The sequence below is a fragment of the Chryseobacterium sp. CFS15 genome (genome assembly GCF_031118795.1).
GTDB classification, from domain to species: domain Bacteria; phylum Bacteroidota; class Bacteroidia; order Flavobacteriales; family Weeksellaceae; genus Chryseobacterium; species Chryseobacterium indoltheticum.
The window spans coordinates 1-20,395 of the sequence record NZ_JAVHYL010000014.1; the positions used below are offsets into that span (position 1 = coordinate 1).

A 20,395-nucleotide genomic window follows, 5' to 3' on the forward strand; every position below is an offset into this window, starting at 1 on the left:
TTTAAAGTTTTTTGATGACCCTAAATCCTTACCCAAACATCCAACCCCTCTACTCCTGCGCTCCCGTTTTACCGGATTGCAAAGATACTAATCTTTTTAACTTTACCAAATTTTATTTATAAAAAAATTAAAAGTCTTTATTGATCTCTATCCATCTGTAGATGACATTAGTCTTATCGTTTCCGCCTCCTTAAAAGCTCTTCTGCGCTACCGAATCACTCTCGTTTTTCAGTGGGGCAAAAGTAGAACTTTTATACAACACAATCCTAATTTATGTAACATTATGTTTAATTTTAATTCATATTTAAAGCTAAGGTATTGGTTACGTGAGAGAATAATTTTATGGGGTTTGGGTTGTTTGAGGGTTGGCGAGTTGGAGAGTTGTATGGAAGGTTTCGGATTTGGCAAGGGCAAGGTTTACAAAACAGTACCTTTTATATATGATATAGTCTTAATTCTTACAGGTCGCTCCCACGGAGCTTAATTTCCTATTATGGAATGTCGCATTCTATTCTATTAACTGGTCGCCACTCTGTGGCTTTTCAATCTTTACTTCTAGCGCATCGGGTGTGGTCAACTGAATGTATATATCCAATTAATTATAAAAGAATAATCTAAATTTTAGATTTTGAATTTAAAACTTTGAAATAGAAGTTTTAAAGATACTAAAAGCTCTACTAGAACTGAACCCTAGCCCGGAATGTTCTATCCGGATTTGGAAGAAAACAGCAGCAGGGGAATAAAATCGGGGGAGATATCTTAGTATCAGTGAAGCGTCTACCTTTATCCTGCTGCTCTTGCTCTTTGGTTGATTTTTTTAACCAAATTATTAATCTATTTTACTAATGCAAACTTACCATTGAACGGCATGTATGAGCTCTTTTTGCCGCAAAGGAAAAGCTCGGCAAAAAAAGCGAGTAGTGAAAGCCGGAAATAGCTACAAGAAAAAAGTTGGAGCGTTGGAAAAATGGATGGGTTGGAGAGTTTTAGTTGGAAGATTTATCGGAATAGGTAATATTTATATAAAAAATACCTCCGACAAAGTCAGAGGTAAATGTGTTTTAAGCTTTTAAGGCGAAATCAGAGATAACGTTTCGCTAATACCTTATATATATAGTAGCCGATTAAGCATCCTATGGTATCAGCAACAATGTCGAGTGTTTCCATTGATCTGCCGAGTTTCATTTCTTCCTGGAAAATTTCTGTCAGGAATGCGTAAATCAAAATGATCTGGAAGAAATAAGAAAATCTGATTCTGGGAAAAGCAGCAATAAAGCAAAAGCCCAATGCCGCAAATATACTTAAGTGCAAAACTTTGTCGATACCGTCGAACATAAAGAAGTATTCGTGATTTTCGACACCGGGACGCAGAAGCATATAAGTAAGAAATGCCCAATAAATGGGCAGTATCTTAATAAATATGTTTGAAATTTTATCCAATGAGTGCTTGATATTCTTCTGCTGAAAGCAATTCTGAATGATCCGCACCTTCCGCAATCTCAAGCTTAATGATCCATCCGTTTCCATAAGGATCTGTATTTAACAATTCTGGCTGATCTTCCAACGCAGCATTAAACTCTGTTACTTTTCCTGAAATAGGCAAGAATAAATCTGAAACCGTTTTTACAGCTTCTACACTTCCGAAGACATCTCCTCCATTCACATCATCATCTACTGTATCTACATCTACATAAACGATATCTCCCAACTCGCCTTGCGCAAAGTCTGTGATACCAATTGTAGCAACGTTACCTTCGATCTTTACCCACTCGTGGTCTTTAGTGTACTTTAATTCTGACGGTGTATTCATTTTATTTTTTTTATGTTGACAAATTTATTCAAAAATACATTAATGCTCCAATAAAATGTTGAAATATTTAATGCTTTTCAAACTTCTCATTTTATTAGTTTTCTTTGAGGTCTGTTTTATTTAAAAGTTGGTGAAAAGATTCGCAATTTAGCTTTTTTGTACTATTAGATTTTCTTTCAATCGAGACATTAAATTTTCCAAAATAAAGATCATCGAGCTTCTCATCAGAACATAGGGCATTGTGGATATTGGAAATACTCATATTTTCTGCTTTTAAAGATTTATTGTTCTCAACTTCCATATTTCCATTCTTAATAAAAAAAGAAACACGTTGATATTTCATTGTGAAATCTTGGGTTTCCACTTTCTTTAAATTCATATCTGCAGTTTCGTTTCCTAAAACGATAATGGCAACTGCAACAAAATTATTGAGCGCGTGCAATAGTATTGAATATATCAGTCCGAAATTCAGAACCATCCAAATTAAAATCAAGCCCATTCCTGAAGTCATTACAATGCCAATCCCAGTGTCTAACAGTTTTAAGTCATTAAACTCATAATGCATCAAACCAAAAAGCACTGCATTAATATAATAGATATGGTATGGAATATTCTTACTCCTATTTAATTCAAATGCTACAATAAATATGGCAAGTATTGGAATTAGATAATAATTCTGTAATAATATAATGTAAAGTAAGGATCCTAAATACATTACATATTTAAAGATCTTTTTCCCTGTAAAAATTCCTCGGAAGATCAATTCTTCCAAGACGGGTGCGATTGTAAAAGCTGCAATAAAATGAATTAAGGTAAAATCGTTGAAACGTGTTATACTAGAAGAAAATTCTGATTCATTAAAATATGATAAAATAATATTACCTATTAAAGATCCAAAGAAAATAATAATTCCTGCTTTTAATAAATTATTTTCTGTATAAATTCTCTTTCTCTTGTTTGAAGTTTCCATGCTGGTCATTAAAAAAACAAAAGACACACAATACTGCGCATCTTTTATTCTTATTTAAATTAATTATTATTACCTACCAAAGATAATGATTGAAAACCTATTATCCAATAGTTGTGAAATAAAATTCCTTTCTTATTTTAGAAAGGAATTTTATTAACTTATTTATAAACCTCCGGAATCACCAAAAGTGAATGTCGCAGAAATCCCGGCTCTGATTGTTGACAGCGGGAAAGCCGTTGAGATTTTGTATTTTGAAGTCATCTGCTCGTAGAATAATCTCAGATTCAGATTTTCCGAAACATTGTAATCTGCAGAAAGCTTGATATTCATTAATTTTTGTCCACCCGTAATTTGAGAATCATTTAATAAGATATTCATAATACTTGTCTGGCTGTCTCGCAGAGAAATATCACCACGGATATTTAGGTCTGAACCTTTCGCTCTTGCTCCTCTCTGATTATTGGTTCCCAAACGGAAGTTTCTTACGATATATCCCAATCTTACCACATATTCTGTATACGCATCTTCAGTAAGAGAGTGATTAACCAAACCAAGAATCATACTTCTTGTTTTGTTGTACTGCACCCCAAACTGCATATTGTTTCTCATCGTAACATCAACTCCGATAAGTGGTGAGAAAGATTCTGTATAACTTACCTGAGAGAATGTATAAGGATTTATATAATTATCATTCACGTCTCTTAAAGAACTCGATGTGTCATTTCGGCTGTTGAAATAATCAATATTCGATTGCACTCCAGTTGCTGTATACGTTGCGGTATAACTATGAAGAATATCAAATTTGGTAAACTGTCCGTTAATAATCGGGATATTTCTAAGGCCTGAATAGATAATTCTCCAGTTCGGAATCGGAAGTCCTGCTTTTTTTGCATTTCCTAAGCGCTCAGGATTTTTACCTTCCATTGCAGCACGGAATGCCGGAATTAAAACATAAGCATTAGAAATACCATATCCTTCTGTATATCCATCAGGATTTAAAACTCCGCCCATTTGTTGTGAAATCAACTGAGCATTGGCTCTGATAGCATCATAAATCACAGTACTTTCTTTAAATGATGAATTTAAAAGAACCACCGTATTGGAATAGGACACCATATCACTTGCAAATGTTAGGTTTGGATTCGCATTTCCAAAATCATCTACATAATTGAATCCTGTATGCGAGAAATTTCGATTATAGGTTTGTAAAACATTAAAACTTATATTAAAATCATTCACCGGGGAGACTTGCAAATCTGCCCTAAATTCTCGTGTGGACATCTTCATATAAGGATCTATCATATATGGTGAATCACTTACCCAGCCTCTTTCCATAGACAATCGTCTGATGTCTGCCTGCGAACCAAAAAGGAAACCTATAGACGGACCTCCTAATGTCTGGCCATAACCGTATCCGTTTGGAGCAGATAGTAAACCAGGAAGTACACTTCCGTTATTTTCGGTGTACGTTACATTCAATTGCTTCATAGAAGTAAGTACAAATGCTGCACTCTGTAAAATAGAAAGCTTGTTTTTAAACTTATATTTTTTGTACGTATATCTGTTTTTCTCCCAAGCCTGATTCACTGCATTATTTAATGAATCCTGTTCCTGTTTACGCTTTTGCAGTGTTGTAGAAATCTTTTTAAAGTAATTGAACTGCCCAAAGAATTTCGGAAGATCTGCCGTAGCATTTGCCGAAATAATATTGGTATTCTGACCAATTGATCCTAAACTTCCTTCAGGACTTGCAAGAAGCGCTGTAGATCTTGCATTCCAGTTATACGTAAATCCGTAACCCAATTCTGCATCTATGAAATCGAGATATGGAAGATATTGAAACGGTAATTTATAATTTAACTGAACTCTGTGATTGTATAAAACCGGTCTTCCTGATCTGAAAATATTTCCGAAGATGGAAGAAGTATCCATTGTATTCACATCTACCTGGTCATTCAATGTTCTCGTTGCTGAATTGATTTCCAGTTTTAAAGATTTAGTAAAATTAAATCCTAAACCATATTGCCAACCGAAGTAGAAGTTTCTGTTCTTCAAAGCAGCAAAATCATCATTAAGATTTCCGCTAAGAATGGCATCAATATTTCTAAATTCTAGCTCGTTATAATTTCTGTCGAGCTCAGTTCTGAAAGATAATCTCGTAGGAACCGGATTGAAATTAAACTCTTTTACCCATCTCAGATATTTTGTAGATTTTGCCGTATCGCTTATCATTTTATTGAATGGCTTTATTACCCACGGTTTGAATGTGTAGTTGTAATCTAAATATCCTCTGAAATATTGTCTGTAGTTTTTCTTGGTGTAGATATCACGGTAATGATCGTCATTATAAACTGCCGTCAATGAAAGGTTTTCTACATCATAAAATTTAGGTTTACTGTCAGGTTTTACCCTTTCTTTATGCATGTTTACCACACCAATACTTCTCTGCTGAGTATACGTTCTGGCGACTTTTTTAAGCTCTTCCTTATTTGCAGCTTTGCTAAATTCAACATCGGTATCTAAAGGATTGTACTTCGGATCTTCGATGGTTTGAGAATAAGAATAATTCACTGGAATTTTCATTCCTGTTTTTTCAGGTAAGAATTTATCTACGTTCACAGCCGTATTGATACTGAACGCCGATTGTGTAGCCTGACTTCTTTCAGCCGGCTTAGAATCTATGTTTCCGAAACCTACAGATGAATAAGAAGCACTTGTATTAATCGTTGCAAAATCTCCCAAGTTAAAATTCAAACTTGCATTTCCTGCATAACCGCCATCATTTTCGATTTCAGAAAGACGAATTTCGTTTACCCAAAGAACTACATTATTTGGAGTTTCACGACCATTACCAATATTCCTTACACCAATCATTATGGTTGTAATATTTCCTAAAGAAGGTCTACCTTTTATGTATATTCCTTTACTTGCATCACCAAATTGTGCGTCTTTTGTTCTTTGAATAATATTGTTAGGAGAATTTCGGTCTCTTCTGATTTTTGCATCTACAAAATCTTGAATATTAAAATCAACATCATTTTCTGCAGGCCAGATTTCTAAAGGTGTTGTCGCAAAATTTGATGTATATTTTACCGAAGCTTCATATTCGTAATAGTTATCTGTTGCATCGCTACCAAATCGAATAAAGAATTTTGTATTAGGATCATAATCCGAAGCTGCTGGATTATCTAAGTTTTGACCATGAACAAATAATTTCAATTTCTTATATCTTCTCATGTCTAAAGATGTATTTTTGAATACCCCTCTAGCCTGATTTGCAATTTGTGTTGCCTTTAAATATAATGAAGATTCATTTTGTCTTTGTGCTCCCGCATTCCCACTAAGAACCTGTCTGTCAATTCCCGGAGGAAGCACATAAGGAGGCTGGTTTAATGCATTTTCTTCGATATTCACGCTTCCTACTTCAAGCTCGGCATTTCCCGGAGCGTTTCCTATACCTTCCTGATCTGAAGCTACAGTCGGACTTGCAATTCCACTAGTATATTTTCTCCAGTCAGATCTAATCAAATCCATTGTACCAAATCTCAAAGTTGAAGTCTGATCAAATCCTGTTAATAATAATCTTGCGAATCTCACATTATTAAGAACCGAAGCATTTTTCTCACCTCCAACTCCTGGTTCATTGAATTTCGAAACAGGAATTCTAAAAAGATACCATTTTACATCATCAGTAGATCCATTTTGAAAAGTAGCCGTTACTGTTTTCTGATCAATAATATAGTTATCTGTTCCCAATCCTAAACTTGCCTGATCTAATTTGATCGCATATTCATTATAGTTTTCAGTTTGATCCAGATTATAATCTTTATTGATATCTTCTGCATCCGGAGTCTGTGAAGAAACTTCCAATGAACCGCTTCTTGAATTTCCTTCCGGACCTCTGAAATATTTGTATCGTTGTACAATAGATGCAGCCTGATTTCCTGTAAATTTATCAGACAAATAGAATACAAAATCATCAACTGCAGGATCTGAAAGATTGGTCACCGGGTTTACAAAAGTATTTCCAAACCTCATCGATTCCTGATCTGAGCTTAATCCGTCATATCCTAAATCCTGTGCTGTTCTATCTGCCCCTTCAGTTGAAAATGCATATAAAATCGGCGGTTGTTTTGGCTGTACTCCCCAATTGGAAGCGGTCGTACTTGAAGGACTTCCTCCGGTAGGCAAACCGTTTTCATACTGCATTAAACCGTCTTTAAGCACATCTTCAGAAACATTTCCTAATTGTAGTAAAAGTTTAGGATTTGCACCTAAAGTATTTCCGTCCGCATAAGGATCCATCATCCAGAATTCTACATATTCAATATTTGAATTTACAAAATTGGTAACACTTATAGGACGCATAATTCCCGCCCATCTTTGAGCTGTTGTTTCCGTTGCCGGATTGGCATTATAAGGTCCTTTTTCCTGAGGGAAATAAGAAATATCAAAAGTATTGGTAAACGTCTGCTCACCCGCTACAAAATCTCTGTTGTTGAAAATTTCTGAAAACTGTACCCTTCTTGATGCGTGATTGGAAACGGAAGCTGCAGTAATTCCCTGCGGAGCTTTACCTCCTACGCCCCAAAATCTCGGATCGATATTATACCATGACAACAAACCTCTTCCGTAACCGTTTGTCAAATCATCATTAGAGCCGGCTCCTGTAAAAAGTGGATTTCCCTGACTTTTTTCAGGTTTGGAAGCTAAACTCCAGGCGGTAGGTTCTTTTAATGATATTTTTGAAGTAGTCTGCTCAAAATCGTCGATGTATGACTGATCGTTTGTTCCTTTATTGATTCCCGGAATTAAATAGGCGCCTTCCATTTTAAAGTTTAAGTTGGAAGGAGCTTCAGTGTTGATTCCCGGAATTTTATCGGTGAGTCTAGTCAGGAATGGTAACTGATTGTTGTACATCATATTCACTCCCGCCATTGTATTGTTTACGGCTTCCTGACCGTAATTCACTTTTTGGGTAAGCGGAGATTCGGAATAATTAACAACTGTTCCACCGAAAATAAAGTTTTCGCTGACTCTTCTTTCTAAATTTAAACCTAAAAATCTTTTTCTCTGAGTATTAAAGGTCAATTGATTTTCTAATGAGATATTGATTGCCTGACCAGATTGTTTTACCGTTTCATTGATGATGGTAACACTTCCAAGCATATAATCTACTGTATAATCAATACCTTCTGTAAGCTGTACTCCGTTTGCAGAGACTTTTACAGAACCTTGAGGTACGTTGACGGCACCCAAAGAAATACCCTGTCCCTGAGCTCCTTTATAACGACCTTCCAGCGTATAACGCTGGGCAAGATTACTTTGGCTGGCTTGTAATTTCTGTTGTGTATAAAGATCTGAAAACACATATTGAGGATCATTACTGCCCAAAACCTGAGACATATAACTTCCGAAAGGCTGTACTTTGGTAAACATAATCCGGCCGAGATCTTTTCGGATCGTAATTCCTTCTACAAAGTCAAACACCCCGTCACCTAATACACCATTATTAGCCTGTAAGTCACCATTCACATTAAGTCTATCCCAGTTTAAGAGTTTAAGCAAATTGGTGCCTTCAACGGTCGTTCCGGGCAAGTAATTTACTTTACCACCTGTCTTAGCGTCACGATAATAAACGTTTAAAATAAAACCATCACGGTCTACCTGTGCTGCATCTAAAGAATAGAAGTTCTTCATCATTAGATTCCACATCGGTGAATCTACTCTTGTATTACTGTTTGATCTTAATAGCTTGGTAACAAGTACCGGACTTTCTTCAGAAAATTCCCCTACTTTATAAACCTGATTGGTTCCGTTTACAGTATATGAAAATGACACCGCTAAAAGCTGATTTTCATTTAGTTTTTGATTTAAAGAGATATACCCCAATTGCGGATGATAGGTATATTCATTCGCATCCATTCTTCTGGCTTTGGTACTCAGTACAAAATGCTCCCCATTTTCATAAGGCTGTGTACTTCCTGCAAATGTTTGTCCCTGAAAATTGGTAAGATAGTTTTTCCCTTGTTCTCTTGGAGTTCCAATTGCGTTATTAACCTGATTGTATAATCCGTTCTGAGAATTATCCGGCAACCCTGAAGCTCCTTCTCCCAAATCTCTGATCCCGATAATACTTTTCTGATATGCTAAATTTGAATTTCCTTGATCTAAAACCCAAACTTCCATTCTTGAAATACTGATTCTGGAGTTGATCTGTGGATAATTTAGCAAAGCATTATCATAATTATTTAAGAAATACTGTCCGATAAAATAATGCTGATTTTCTTCATAATCTAACGCATTTATCTTGAAGTTGCTCATTGTTCCACCACCTTGTACGACGATATTTCGTGCTTCACCTTGTTGTTGCGAAAGCACCACTGTTCCGAAAGTTTTACCTAACTGAAACTCGGTTTTCACCCCGAATAAAGATTCTGAACCACGTATCAAACTTGTAGAAAGCGGCATATTTACATTACCAAACTCAACTCTTTTGATGATCTTATCTTCACCACCAGAATTCGGTTTGTTGACATCATTTAAGCCTTTAGTCTGAAGATCTCTCCAGGTTCCTTTTGATTGCCAGACCAAATTCATTCTGTTTTCAAAGGCAAAACCACTTTGAGTATCGTAATTTGCTTTAAGCTGTAAGTTTTCACCGACCTTTCCGATTAATCCCAACTGAATTCTTTGATCAATATCAAAGGTAAAACTTGTTCTGTTTTGTGGTAAAATTAATGGATTATCTATTTTTTGATATAAACCTCCAAAGTCAAATGAAGCATAACCCGAAGGAATAATTTCAATTTTATTGCTTCCAAAAATAGATTCAAAAAGTCGGTTATTGATCGTTAGAGAAGGAATCAAACCTTTCTTTGCCGCATCTGTTTTATCTCTTCTGAACATTAGATTATAACGGTCAGATTTATCTCTATAAAAAGCCTTGGACTGCTCTGCAAGCATAAACTCTTTATAATCTTCCGGCGACATGGCAACAGGTGGTCCGGTAATTGTATTACCAATCTTAGGATACACGTAGTACATTCCGATTTTCACATCGTAATATGCTTCGTAGTAAGTAGGGTCGGTAACTTCGTAATCCTTTTTTATAGAAACACCTTGCTGCGGTTGATCCTGCCCATAAATATGTATAGAGGAGAATAAAAACGACAAGAGTATATAGATGCTGAGAAACTTATTATTTTTCACCAAATGTTAAATGTTTTTTAAAATTTGTTTTACCAATTCTTCTACAGTAATTTCGGGAATTTGCTTCAAAATACGATCTGCAATTTTCTCACTTGTTCTCTTAGGAATCCCTAAAACTTCTAATGCAGATAACGATTCTTCCTTCACTTTATTATTCTCAAACGAAGAAATATTTCCTTCGGCATCCCCAAATTTCTGAACTTTGTCCTTTAAATCAACAATAATTCTTTCGGCAGTTTTTGTACCAATTCCTTTTGCTTTTTGAATTAGTGCGCCGTTCCCTGAAAGTATTGCCGATGCAATTTCCTCAAGGGTTAAAGTTGATAATAAAATAAGCGCCGAAACAGCACCTACTCCATTTACACTAATTAAGAGATTAAACTTTTCTTTTTCCAAGCGGGTATGAAACCCAAAAAGCAAATGTGCATCTTCACGGATGATCTGCTGAATGAATAAAAATGTTTCTTTATTTAAAACCAGTTTTTGAGAAGTCATGAGGCTGATCCCGGTATAATATCCCACACCATTTACGTTGATTACTGCGTAAGTAGGTGTAAGCTCCTGAACGATGCCCTGTAAAGAAAATATCATTATTAAATTTTATAACTTCCAAATATAGTAATTTAAACTAAGTAATAAATTCATTTAACATAAGAATGATATTTAACTTTTTTTGTATTAACAAAGACAAGAATTTAGCTTAAAAACAAAAAACTCCAAAATTGATTTGGAGTTTTTTATATTTGATAAAAATGAGTAATTATTTTTTTACCTCTCTTCTTTGTGCATCTAAAACTGCTACCGTTGCCAGATTAACGATTTCGTCTACGCTTGAGCGCATCTGTAAAACGTGAACAGGCTGTTTCAGTCCCATCAAAATTGGTCCGATTACTTGCGCAACCTTCATTCCTCTGATGATTTTGTACGACAAGTTTGCAGATTCAAGATTTGGGAAGATGAATGTGTTTGCCGGAGTTGTTCCTAATTTTGAGAACGGATAATCGCTCAAATGATCTGCATTCATTGCAAAATCAGGCTGAATTTCTCCATCCACAATCATTTTCGGGAACTTCTCGTGAAGAATGCTTACCGCTTTTGCTACTTTTTTGGAAGTATCTGAGATTGCTGCAAAGTTTTCAAAACCAAGCATTGCAATTCTCGGTTCGATAGCAAATGATTTCACGGTGTGCTCTGCCATTTTAGCGATATTCACTAAGTCTTCAGCTGTAGGATTTTGGTTGATAGACGTATCTGCGAAGAAAATAGGTTTCTTTTCAGACAAAATCATCATCATTGCCGCAACTTTATCAACGCCTTTATCTTTTTCGATAACTTCTAAAACAGGACGCAAAACTGAAGTATAATTTTTAGAAAAACCAATAATCAAACCGTCGGTATCACCATGTCTCAACATCAGCGGTCCGAAATAATCTCTCTGGCGAACATATCTTTTTGCCTTGTACTCGTTCATCCCTTTTCTCTGACGAAGTTTCCAAAGTGTTTCTCTGTATTTTTTTCTGTTTGCTTTTTGGTCATCATCACTAGGATCGATAATCGGCACATCAATGTCGATTCCGAAACGCTCCATCTGTTCTTTGATGTATTTTTTATCTCCTAAAAGACTCGGATAAGCAATACCTTCTTCATATAAAATCTGCGCAGCTTTCAGAACATTATATTCTTCAGCATTTCCTAAAGTAATTCTTTTCGGGTTTGCTTTTGCACGGTTTTGCATCATTCTTACCAACTTTTCATCTCTTCCCATTCTGTCGAGAAGCTGATTTTCGTATTCGTCGAAATCTGCGATTGTTTTTCTTGCAATACCACTTTCAATAGCTGCTTTTGCTACCGCACTTGATACTTTTGTAATCAATCTGTTATCAAATGGCTTCGGAATAAAATATTCTCTGCCAAACTGTAAGTTCTGAACATTATATGCTAAAATAACCGCTTCAGGAACCGGTTCTTTAGCCAAATTAGCAATCGCATGTACAGCAGCCAATTTCATTTCTTCATTAATACCTTTTGCCTGCACATCAAGTGCGCCACGGAAGATATATGGGAAACCAAGAACATTGTTTACCTGATTAGGATAATCACTTCTTCCTGTCGCCATGATCACATCTTTACGCGTCGCAATTGCCAAATCATAAGCAATCTCCGGATCTGGATTTGCCAATGCAAAAACGATTGGGTTTTCGCTCATGCTGCTTAGCATTTCAGGAGTCATCACATTACCTTTTGACAAACCGATGAAAACATCTGAGCCTTTTACAGCGTCTTCTAAAGTTTCAATATCAGTCTGAGCAATAAAATCTAATTTTTCCGGAGTAAGGTTTTCTCTTTTATGATTGATAACGCCTTTGCTGTCGCACATCAATACATTTTCTCTTTTTAAACCAAGAGAAATATACAGATTGGTACATGCAATAGCTGCTGCTCCTGCTCCGTTTACCACCATTTTCACTTCTTCAATATTCTTATTGGCAATCTGAAGTGAGTTGATCAATGCTGCGGCAGAAATAATTGCTGTCCCGTGCTGATCATCGTGCATCAAAGGAATATCTAATTCTTCTTTTAGTTTCTGCTCAATATAAAAAGCTTCGGGAGCTTTGATATCTTCAAGGTTGATCCCTCCGAAAGTCGGAGCAATACCTTTTACAATCTGAATAAATTTATCAGGATCTTTTTCGTCAATTTCGATATCAAAAACATTGATGTCTGCAAAAATCTTAAATAGAAGACCTTTTCCCTCCATTACGGGCTTTGAAGCTTCAGCTCCGATGTCACCCAAACCGAGAACTGCCGTACCATTGGAGATCACAGCAACCAGATTTCCTTTTCCTGTATAATCATACACTGTTTCAGGATTGTGATGGATTTCCATACAAGGAACCGCAACACCGGGAGAATATGCCAATGACAAATCTCTCTGTGAAGAGTGTGGTTTTGAAGGAATCACCTCAATTTTTCCTTTGGGTTCTGCTTTATGATAATCTAACGCTGCCTGACTAAAGTTTTTTTCGTCGCGGTGAGTTTTACTTGACATATAATTTTCTGTTTTTATTTAAAATTTATCAAATTAAAAGTTACTGTTTTATCTTAAAACAAAAGAATCAAAAATTCAAGACTGGATTTCTCCGCTAAAATTTTAAAAAACTTCCTAAAAATCGCCAAACGCGGGCGGAAACAATATTTCAGATGTTAGTCCTATTTTCTGCCGCCACTCAAACAGTGGAAATTTCTTTACGGAATCTTTTAGAATTTCTTTACGCTGCGAACTCCTAAGTCGTTTAGAAAAGTTTGATTACTTAATTTGACATGTATTTATATATTATTTTTTTATTAAAACTTATTACTTATTATAAAATATATTTAATGTGGTAATCAACCAAGCTTTCGATGGGCTTTTGCACGATGTGCCCCACATTCAAATTGAGTTCTGACGCTGCAGAACGTAAAATATTTTCGTAATAATAAGCAATAGAACCGATAAAATTAATCTCGGCTTCTTTGGCTTCTTCGTAAGGAAGAACCTGATAATCGAAGAAGTTTTTCATCTCTTCCAAAACCATTTGCTGGAAATAGGGATGCTCTTTTCTTTCGACCACAAATTTATTGAAATTGGCTAGATAAGCATTGGGTCTTGTTGTATGATACATGTTTTTTAACGCTTCATCGATCGTTAAGCCATATATTTCTTTAAACTCAAGGTGAAGATCCTGAGGAAGTTTCTGCATAAAGAATCTACGCACCAACTGCTTTCCTATGGCACTTCCGCTTCCTTCGTCGCCCATAAGATAACCTAATGAAGGAAGTTTTATCTTTAAATTTTCTCCGTTAAAATAACATGAGTTCGAGCCCGTTCCTAAAATACAGACTATCGTTGGCTTCCCTCTGTACGCAGCATATGCGGCAGCCATAAGATCTTCTTTTACAGTAATCTTTGCGTTGATAAAAACTTTCCCCACTTCTTCTTCAATGGTCTGGCAGTTTTGTCTAACGCCACATCCTGACCCATAGAAAAATATCTTGGTAATCGAATTTTTAACGGATACTAAGCTGTTGTTTTTTTCAATTTCCGGAACAATAAGCTCTTTGCTGATGAAATTGGGGTTGAAACCAATGGTTTCCGTTTTCAAAAAAACATTTTTGAATTCGTCTAATATTACCCAATCTGATTTTGTAGAACCACTATCAACAATAGCAACCATATTTCATATTTTAAGAGTGCTAAATTATGAATTTATCTTTTAAATAAGCGATTATTGACACGAGATATATGTCATTCCGATCCGGCAGATGCCTTATCTATTTTAGAGTATGCGTTAACTAGTTTAGAGATTGGCTTTTCTATTTGTGCACAGACGTGTTTTATTTTAAAAAAGGCTTATCGATTCCGGAGGATGCTTTATATACTTTGGAGGATGCCTCATCTATTTTGAAAGATGTCTTATCTATTCTGAAGGATGTCTTATTTATTTTAATTTGCTGTTGAGATCCTTTCAGGATGACAAACTGAAAAATATAAGTTTTGTGAATAAAACCTTATAGGTTTTTGGAAACCTATAAGGTTGAATGAATGATTTTTTTGAACCTTTAGTCCGGTTATGCTTTTTTAAATTTGATCTTAGAGATTGTTTTGTATTGTAATGAGCTTCCATCGAGAATTGTAAACATATAATCTTTGGCTTTGTTGAAGGTGTCTACTAAATTGTCTTCTGAATTATAAACCGTATTATTTCTTACAGTACGGGCTGCATTTAAAGGAATGAAGGAATCTGCAACTGTTTGGGTTGCCTGTAACATCTGCACTTTTTCCTGCTGGAGTGTAGGAACCTGATATTCTATTTCGTTTGGTAAATAGTTTGGTGTATTCTGTAATAATGAAATAAGAACCTCGTAATTATTGGTACGCTGATCATAGCTCATTTGTGAAATCGAAATTTTAATATTTTCTTGCTGTGGATCTGCAACAGCCGAATTATTCTTTTTAATCCCTTTCAGCTTTCTTGCAATGGTCATAAAATCTTCCAGCTGAGCCATCGTAACTCCTTCTGTCGTCTTATACATTTTCCGAAGCTTTGTTATTTTTTTGCTTACGGGAGCAAAAAGTTTTTCGCGATTATCTACCGCAAGTGAATAGGGAGCTATTGAATTGTTTACGGTTTCCTGATGTGCAAAAGCAGTATTGTACATATCCTTAAGATTTGTCAGGAGCAGTTTTGGATTACTGGGATTGTATTTTGCACCAAGTTCTGCAATGTGTGTGCATAATAGATTGGCATTTGCAATGTTTTTTACATGCCCTGTTTCATTTTTTGACATAATTTGTATTTTTTTATTAAGATAAATTTAGAAAAAATTTCACTATAAAAATAAACCGCAGAAAATTTCTGCGGTTATATTTATTTAAGAGTGATGTTTTGTAATACAAATCTTTTTTTTTCAATCCTTTCATATCCGTCACCTATATTTCAAAAATGTAAAGCTTGAAGCATTTCGGATGCCAAAGCGGCATTTTGATCTATTTCATTTTTCTTTATAAAAAAAATTTAATCAGGAAATAAAAGAACAATCAACCGGATATCAGGGAGTAGACAATCGGGTTTATCATGAAAACTCTGAATCGTCACAAAAGCTTATATCAATCTAGGAGCAACAAATCAAAGAATTAAAAGAAGAAGTGGAATATTTGAAGTCTAAAGTAAAATAATTACTCAGAATACTAAATTATAAAAGAGGGCTAATTACTTTGTAGCTCTCTTTTATAATTTGTGAATAGACTTCTTCATTTTAGTTCTTCATGTCAGTATTTTTTTGGTTAAACTGTATCAACCAGTCTTCTATCTCTTCTTCAAGATAAGTCGCCTGCACTATCATAGCGTTTATAAAATCGTCGGGTACAGGATCGCCTTTCGAACTTTCTAGATTCCAAAGTTCATCAGACATATTTTCGTACTCTGAGTACACCCTTCTGAAACGGGTATTTTCTTTTTCTAAAACTTCAATATTTTTTTGCTGAAGCTGAAATTTTCTGTATTTGTTTTGAGATTTCATACAAATATTAGGATTAATTTTGGTTGGTAAACTTGTGCAGATACTTCTCATCATGCATTACAAGATAGAAAGACCATCAACAGAAAAAGTTGAAAATGAGTTTTTTATCAGGTACAGTTTCTTTCGTTCTGAAAATTAAAATTAGAAATTATTTTAACACGAAAAAAAAATTTAACAACTTTTTTCACTGTTTAACATATAGTTATAAATTTGCGTATTATTAAAATAGATGAGAGCATTACTACTACGCCACAAACAAGTATTATTATTTATCATTGCGGGCGGCCTCAGTGCGATTGTGGAAATCGGAAGTTTCAAACTATTCAGCACCTATCTTCCGCAGGCTATTTCTCAGGAGCAGAATTTCCACGGAATCCATTATCCTTTAAGTAATATTTTCTCGACAAGTTGCGGAATTTTATTTAATTATTTTCTGAGCATCTGGTTTGTTTTTGAACGCGGAAAGCATTCTAAGCGAAAAGAGTTTGCCTACTTTATGGTCGTTTCTTTTATTTCGACCATTTTAAGTTTAAGTTTCTTCCAGATCTTTTACAGTTTTATATTTAAGGATAATATTGATTTAATTTTTTATACCTTGAGTCCGGAAATGATCAGTAAAATTGCTGCAATTCTGCTGGTTTCCATTCTTAATTATTCTGTAAAGAAAAAAGTAATATTTAACGGCTGATTTGTGACTACAATTTTAAATTACCTCTGGAGATTCTGGCTGATTATATTGGCATTTGTTCTGACTATTATTCTGGGAATACCTGTCTATATTTTATCTTTAAAGAAGAGTACCTTTAAGTACGCACACGGTTTTATAAGAATCTGGTGCTACGGAATGTTCTTCGGGATGGGTTTACGATACGAGCTCATTAATCTGACCGATAAAAAAATCGACAAAAACAAACAGTACGTTATCATCTCAAACCACACTTCAATTATGGATATCATGTTGCCATGCATTTTATTCCCAAATCATCAGCTTTGCTATGTTGGAAAAAAAGAATTGGTGAAAATTCCGATTTTTGGAACTATTTATAAAAGAATATGTGTAATGGTTGACCGAAGCAGTGCAAGAAGTCGTGCTGATGTTTATAGAAGATGTGCCGAAAAAATGGAAGAAGGCAACAGCATTGTTCTTTTTCCTGAAGGCGGAGTTCCGGATGATACTTCTATTGTTCTGGACGAATTTAAAGATGGAGCTTTCACACTTTCTTCTAAACACCACTCTCCTATTGCCGTTTTTACTTTTATCGGTTTGAAGGAAATGTTTCCATTCGATAATTCTAAAGGCTATCCAGGGAAAGTAAAAGTATTTTTCAATGATATTCTGGAACCGACCTCATCACCAAAAGAGCTCAAATTGTCAGCTTTTGAGGCGATAAAAAAAACTTTGACAGAACATAGTTAATCAAAGAAATAATATATATTTGTTATCAAGAATTTTTTTTTAACAAATATGTCAAAAACAACTACTCAACCAACAAATTACCCTGCACTGTACACACTGATCTTAGTGTTTTTCTTTTGGGGTTTTATTGCAGCGGGAAACAGTATCTTTATTCCGTTCTGTAAAAACTATTTTTCACTTGACCAGTTTCAGTCACAGCTTATCGATTTTGCTTTTTATACAGCCTATTTTTTGGGTGCCTTGTTACTTTTCATATTCAGTACCATCAAAGGCATTGATATTATCGGAAAATGGGGCTACAAAAAAAGTATCGTTTACGGGCTTTTGCTCTCTGCAATAGGTGCAGCGATTATGATCATTGCAGTGAAAGCAAATGTATATTACGGGATGCTTATCGGATTATTTGTTGTAGCACTGGGTTTTTCTATCCAACAGACTGCCGCAAATCCTTTTGCCGTTTTGTTGGGAGATCCTAAAACCGGAACCAGCCGCCAGAATCTAGCAGGAGGTGTTAACTCTTTTGGTACATCAATCGGCCCCATCATCGTTGGTCTGGCTCTTTTTGGAACTACCGCAACTGTAGATGATGATCAGATTAAACATTTAGCTTTAGACAAAGTAATTTTACTGTACACCGCTGTTGGAGCATTGTTTTTAATTGCCGCAGGAATTTTTCATTTTTCTAAAAAATTACCCGCAGGAATTTCTACAGAACCAATGGAAAAAGCAGGAAAAGCAAGAAAGAATTTGATTGCAATGACTGTATTGGTCATCCTTTGTTTCATCCCAGTATTTGCAAGTTATAATTCTGATGCCGCTAAAAAAATTGAGGTTTTCAACAATGAAATAACTGTTTTAGAAAACAGCAAAAAGACTGAAACTAATGTTGCGACAATTGAAAATATTCAAAAAAATATTGATACTAAAAAAGCTGAATTACAAGAAGTAAAACATCCTTTAGAAAAGACAAGAATGTATTATTTGGGTGGAGCTTTGCTAGCCGTAGTTTTATGCCTTGTTTATGCAAATACAAGCTCTAAGAAAAATCCTGAAGGATGGGGAGCTATGAAATATCCGCAACTTGTGTTGGGAATGCTTGCCATTCTTGCTTATGTTGGAGTGGAAGTTGCTATCGGAAGTAATTTGGGGGAGCTTTTAAGTCTGCCTGAATTCGGAGGACACCAGTCTTCAGATTTAGCGCCTTATATTTCGATGTATTGGGGAAGTTTAATGATTGGAAGATGGACCGGTGCTATTACCGTTTTCAATCTTAGCAAACAGCAACAGATGATTGCGACTATTGTAGTTCCGTTTATTGCTTTTCTGGTCATTATAGGAATTAACGTTATTGCGCAAAAAGACATGTCTAATCTTTATTTTTATGCAATCTGTATCGTTATTCAGGTGATTTTATTTCTTGTGAGTAAAAACAAACCAGCTTTAACGCTTATTATCTTCGGTATTTTTGGTGTTACTGCTATGATTGTAGGATTAATGACAACCGGAAATTTTGCTATTTACGCATTCTTATCTGGAGGTCTTGCCTGCAGCATTATGTGGCCATCTATTTTTACTTTGGCTATTACAGGATTAGGAAAATATACCGCTCAAGGATCTGCATTTTTGGTAATGATGATTTTGGGAGGCGGAATTATCCCTCCGTTACAAGGTAAGCTTTCTGATATTATCGGAATCCACAGCTCTTATATTATCCCGGTACTTTGCTTTGCTTATATTACGGTATTTGCATATCTTGCAAAGAAGACATTGAGCAAACAAGGAATTGATGTTGACGTTTTAGAATCTGAAGGTGCACATTAATACTACAAAAACATATAAAAAAAAGAGATTTTGGGTGGGTATTTTACTTGCCCAATTTCTTTTGTTCTTTGCTTTCTCGAAATTGCAGATCATGGTTTCTCTTTTTGAAAAGTTATTTGAATTTCAGAAAAAAATCCATCAGATATTTTTCGCCTGGATTCCTTTTTCATTAGGAGATCTACTGTATATCTTGTTGGGAATTTTATTAATCTATTTGATCATTAAAGCTTTCAAAAAGAAGATGAGAAGCAATACTTTATTTAATATATTGATTGTTTTGAATATTGTTTATTTCACTTATCAAGTATTTTGGGGAATGCTTTATTTTCAGACACCCATCATTGCAAAACTTCCCAAAACCGAAATTACACTGGAAGTAAGAAAAGCACTTGCTTTAGAATATCTCGAAAAATCGAAAGCAACCAGAAAGCTCGTTAACGAAGATAAGAATGGTGTTTTTGTTATTAAAGATCTACATGCAATCCAGCAAGAAATTTTAAACCAGCAAAAAACGCTTCCCAATTTTATAAATCAAAAAGAAAGCACTACTACCAATTCATTTAAGCCCAGTTTATTTGGAAAAACAATGAGCTTTACCGGGATTCTAGGATATTACAATCCTTTTACCGCAGAATCCCAATTCAACGCTGAATTACCCTCTTCTTACCTTCCGTTTACTCTTTCTCATGAAAGCTCTCATCAGCTTGGATTTGCAAGAGAACAGGAAGCCAATTTTATTGGATATTTGATTGGTGTACATTCAAAAAATCCCGAACTTAGGTACAGTACAGAATATTTTACTTTAAAGAGTTTGTTGAATTCTATTGTGGAAGAAGATGAAAAGTTTGTAAAAACAGCGTTAGGAAATTACTCCGAGGAAATGAAACGAGACCGATTGAATGAAAGGAAGTTTATAGCAGAACATCAGGGATACCTTAATGACTTTTTTAGTTTTACGAATAACCTTTTTCTTAAAAGCAATCAGCAGGAAGGCGCAATTACATATTCGTATTTCATCGATCTTTTGGTGCGTTACAAAAGCATGTATATTAAATAAAAAAAAGAATCGTATCAGGCGATACGATTCTAAAAACACAAATGATGA

Annotated in this window: 14 protein-coding genes; 5 read left to right on the forward strand and 9 right to left on the reverse strand. The window is 35.1% G+C overall.

Annotated features, from left to right (window positions below; all coding sequences use genetic code 11):
* Positions 1-920 precede the first annotated feature (920 nt).
* Entirely contained in the window at positions 921-1,073 is a 153-nt protein-coding gene (locus OH814_RS18205) for a hypothetical protein (protein ID WP_308829139.1), read from the forward strand.
* Between the two features lie 7 nt (positions 1,074-1,080).
* On the opposite strand, the gene OH814_RS18210 is transcribed toward OH814_RS18205, so the two are convergent.
* The 9 genes from OH814_RS18210 to OH814_RS18250 all read right to left on the reverse strand — a co-directional run bounded on the left by OH814_RS18210 (position 1,081) and on the right by OH814_RS18250 (position 16,052).
* Positions 1,081-1,527: a VanZ family protein gene (locus OH814_RS18210; RefSeq protein ID WP_308829140.1), complete on the reverse strand. Its 447-nt coding sequence runs from the start codon at positions 1,525-1,527 to the stop codon at positions 1,081-1,083.
* Entirely contained in the window at positions 1,433-1,810 is a 378-nt protein-coding gene (gcvH, locus tag OH814_RS18215; protein ID WP_308829141.1) for a glycine cleavage system protein GcvH, read from the reverse strand. The genes OH814_RS18210 and gcvH overlap by 95 nt, the downstream gene beginning before the upstream one ends.
* A 94-nt stretch (positions 1,811-1,904) precedes the next feature.
* Positions 1,905-2,780 carry a CPBP family intramembrane glutamic endopeptidase gene (locus OH814_RS18220; protein ID WP_308829142.1) on the reverse strand — a complete coding sequence of 292 codons (876 nt, stop codon included), beginning with the start codon at positions 2,778-2,780 and terminating at the stop codon, positions 1,905-1,907.
* A gap of 162 nt (positions 2,781-2,942) precedes the next feature.
* Positions 2,943-9,992 (reverse strand): cell surface protein SprA, encoded by a 7,050-nt coding sequence (gene sprA, locus OH814_RS18225; protein ID WP_374990588.1) that lies wholly within the window; start codon positions 9,990-9,992, stop codon positions 2,943-2,945.
* Positions 9,993-9,998: 6 nt separating this feature from the next.
* Complete coding sequence (gene ruvA / locus OH814_RS18230; RefSeq protein ID WP_308829143.1) at positions 9,999-10,583, reverse strand: Holliday junction branch migration protein RuvA; 585 nt, start codon at positions 10,581-10,583, stop codon at positions 9,999-10,001.
* Between the two features lie 169 nt (positions 10,584-10,752).
* Positions 10,753-13,041, reverse strand: coding sequence for an NADP-dependent malic enzyme (locus tag OH814_RS18235; protein WP_123886870.1), 2,289 nt, complete (start codon positions 13,039-13,041; stop codon positions 10,753-10,755).
* A gap of 313 nt (positions 13,042-13,354) precedes the next feature.
* Complete coding sequence (locus OH814_RS18240) at positions 13,355-14,206, reverse strand: BadF/BadG/BcrA/BcrD ATPase family protein (protein WP_076560032.1); 852 nt, start codon at positions 14,204-14,206, stop codon at positions 13,355-13,357.
* A 394-nt stretch (positions 14,207-14,600) separates the two neighbouring features.
* A complete protein-coding gene (locus OH814_RS18245; RefSeq protein WP_308829144.1) occupies positions 14,601-15,320 on the reverse strand; it encodes a hypothetical protein in 720 nt (239 codons plus the stop codon).
* A gap of 468 nt (positions 15,321-15,788) precedes the next feature.
* Positions 15,789-16,052, reverse strand: coding sequence for a hypothetical protein (locus OH814_RS18250; protein WP_076560035.1), 264 nt, complete (start codon positions 16,050-16,052; stop codon positions 15,789-15,791).
* Between the two features lie 229 nt (positions 16,053-16,281).
* Here OH814_RS18250 and OH814_RS18255 point away from each other — a divergent pair, with 229 nt between their 5' ends.
* From OH814_RS18255 to OH814_RS18270, 4 genes are all read left to right on the forward strand, one after another.
* Entirely contained in the window at positions 16,282-16,740 is a 459-nt protein-coding gene (locus OH814_RS18255; RefSeq protein WP_076560037.1) for a GtrA family protein, read from the forward strand.
* A 3-nt stretch (positions 16,741-16,743) separates the two neighbouring features.
* Positions 16,744-17,469 (forward strand): lysophospholipid acyltransferase family protein, encoded by a 726-nt coding sequence (locus tag OH814_RS18260; RefSeq protein ID WP_308829145.1) that lies wholly within the window; start codon positions 16,744-16,746, stop codon positions 17,467-17,469.
* A gap of 48 nt (positions 17,470-17,517) precedes the next feature.
* On the forward strand, positions 17,518-19,290 hold the full coding sequence (locus OH814_RS18265; RefSeq protein WP_308829146.1) for an MFS transporter: 1,773 nt from the start codon (positions 17,518-17,520) through the stop codon (positions 19,288-19,290).
* Positions 19,291-19,381: 91 nt separating this feature from the next.
* Positions 19,382-20,347, forward strand: a complete 966-nt coding sequence (locus OH814_RS18270) for a DUF3810 domain-containing protein (RefSeq protein WP_308829147.1) — start codon at positions 19,382-19,384, stop codon at positions 20,345-20,347.
* The last annotated feature ends 48 nt before the right edge of the window (positions 20,348-20,395 follow it).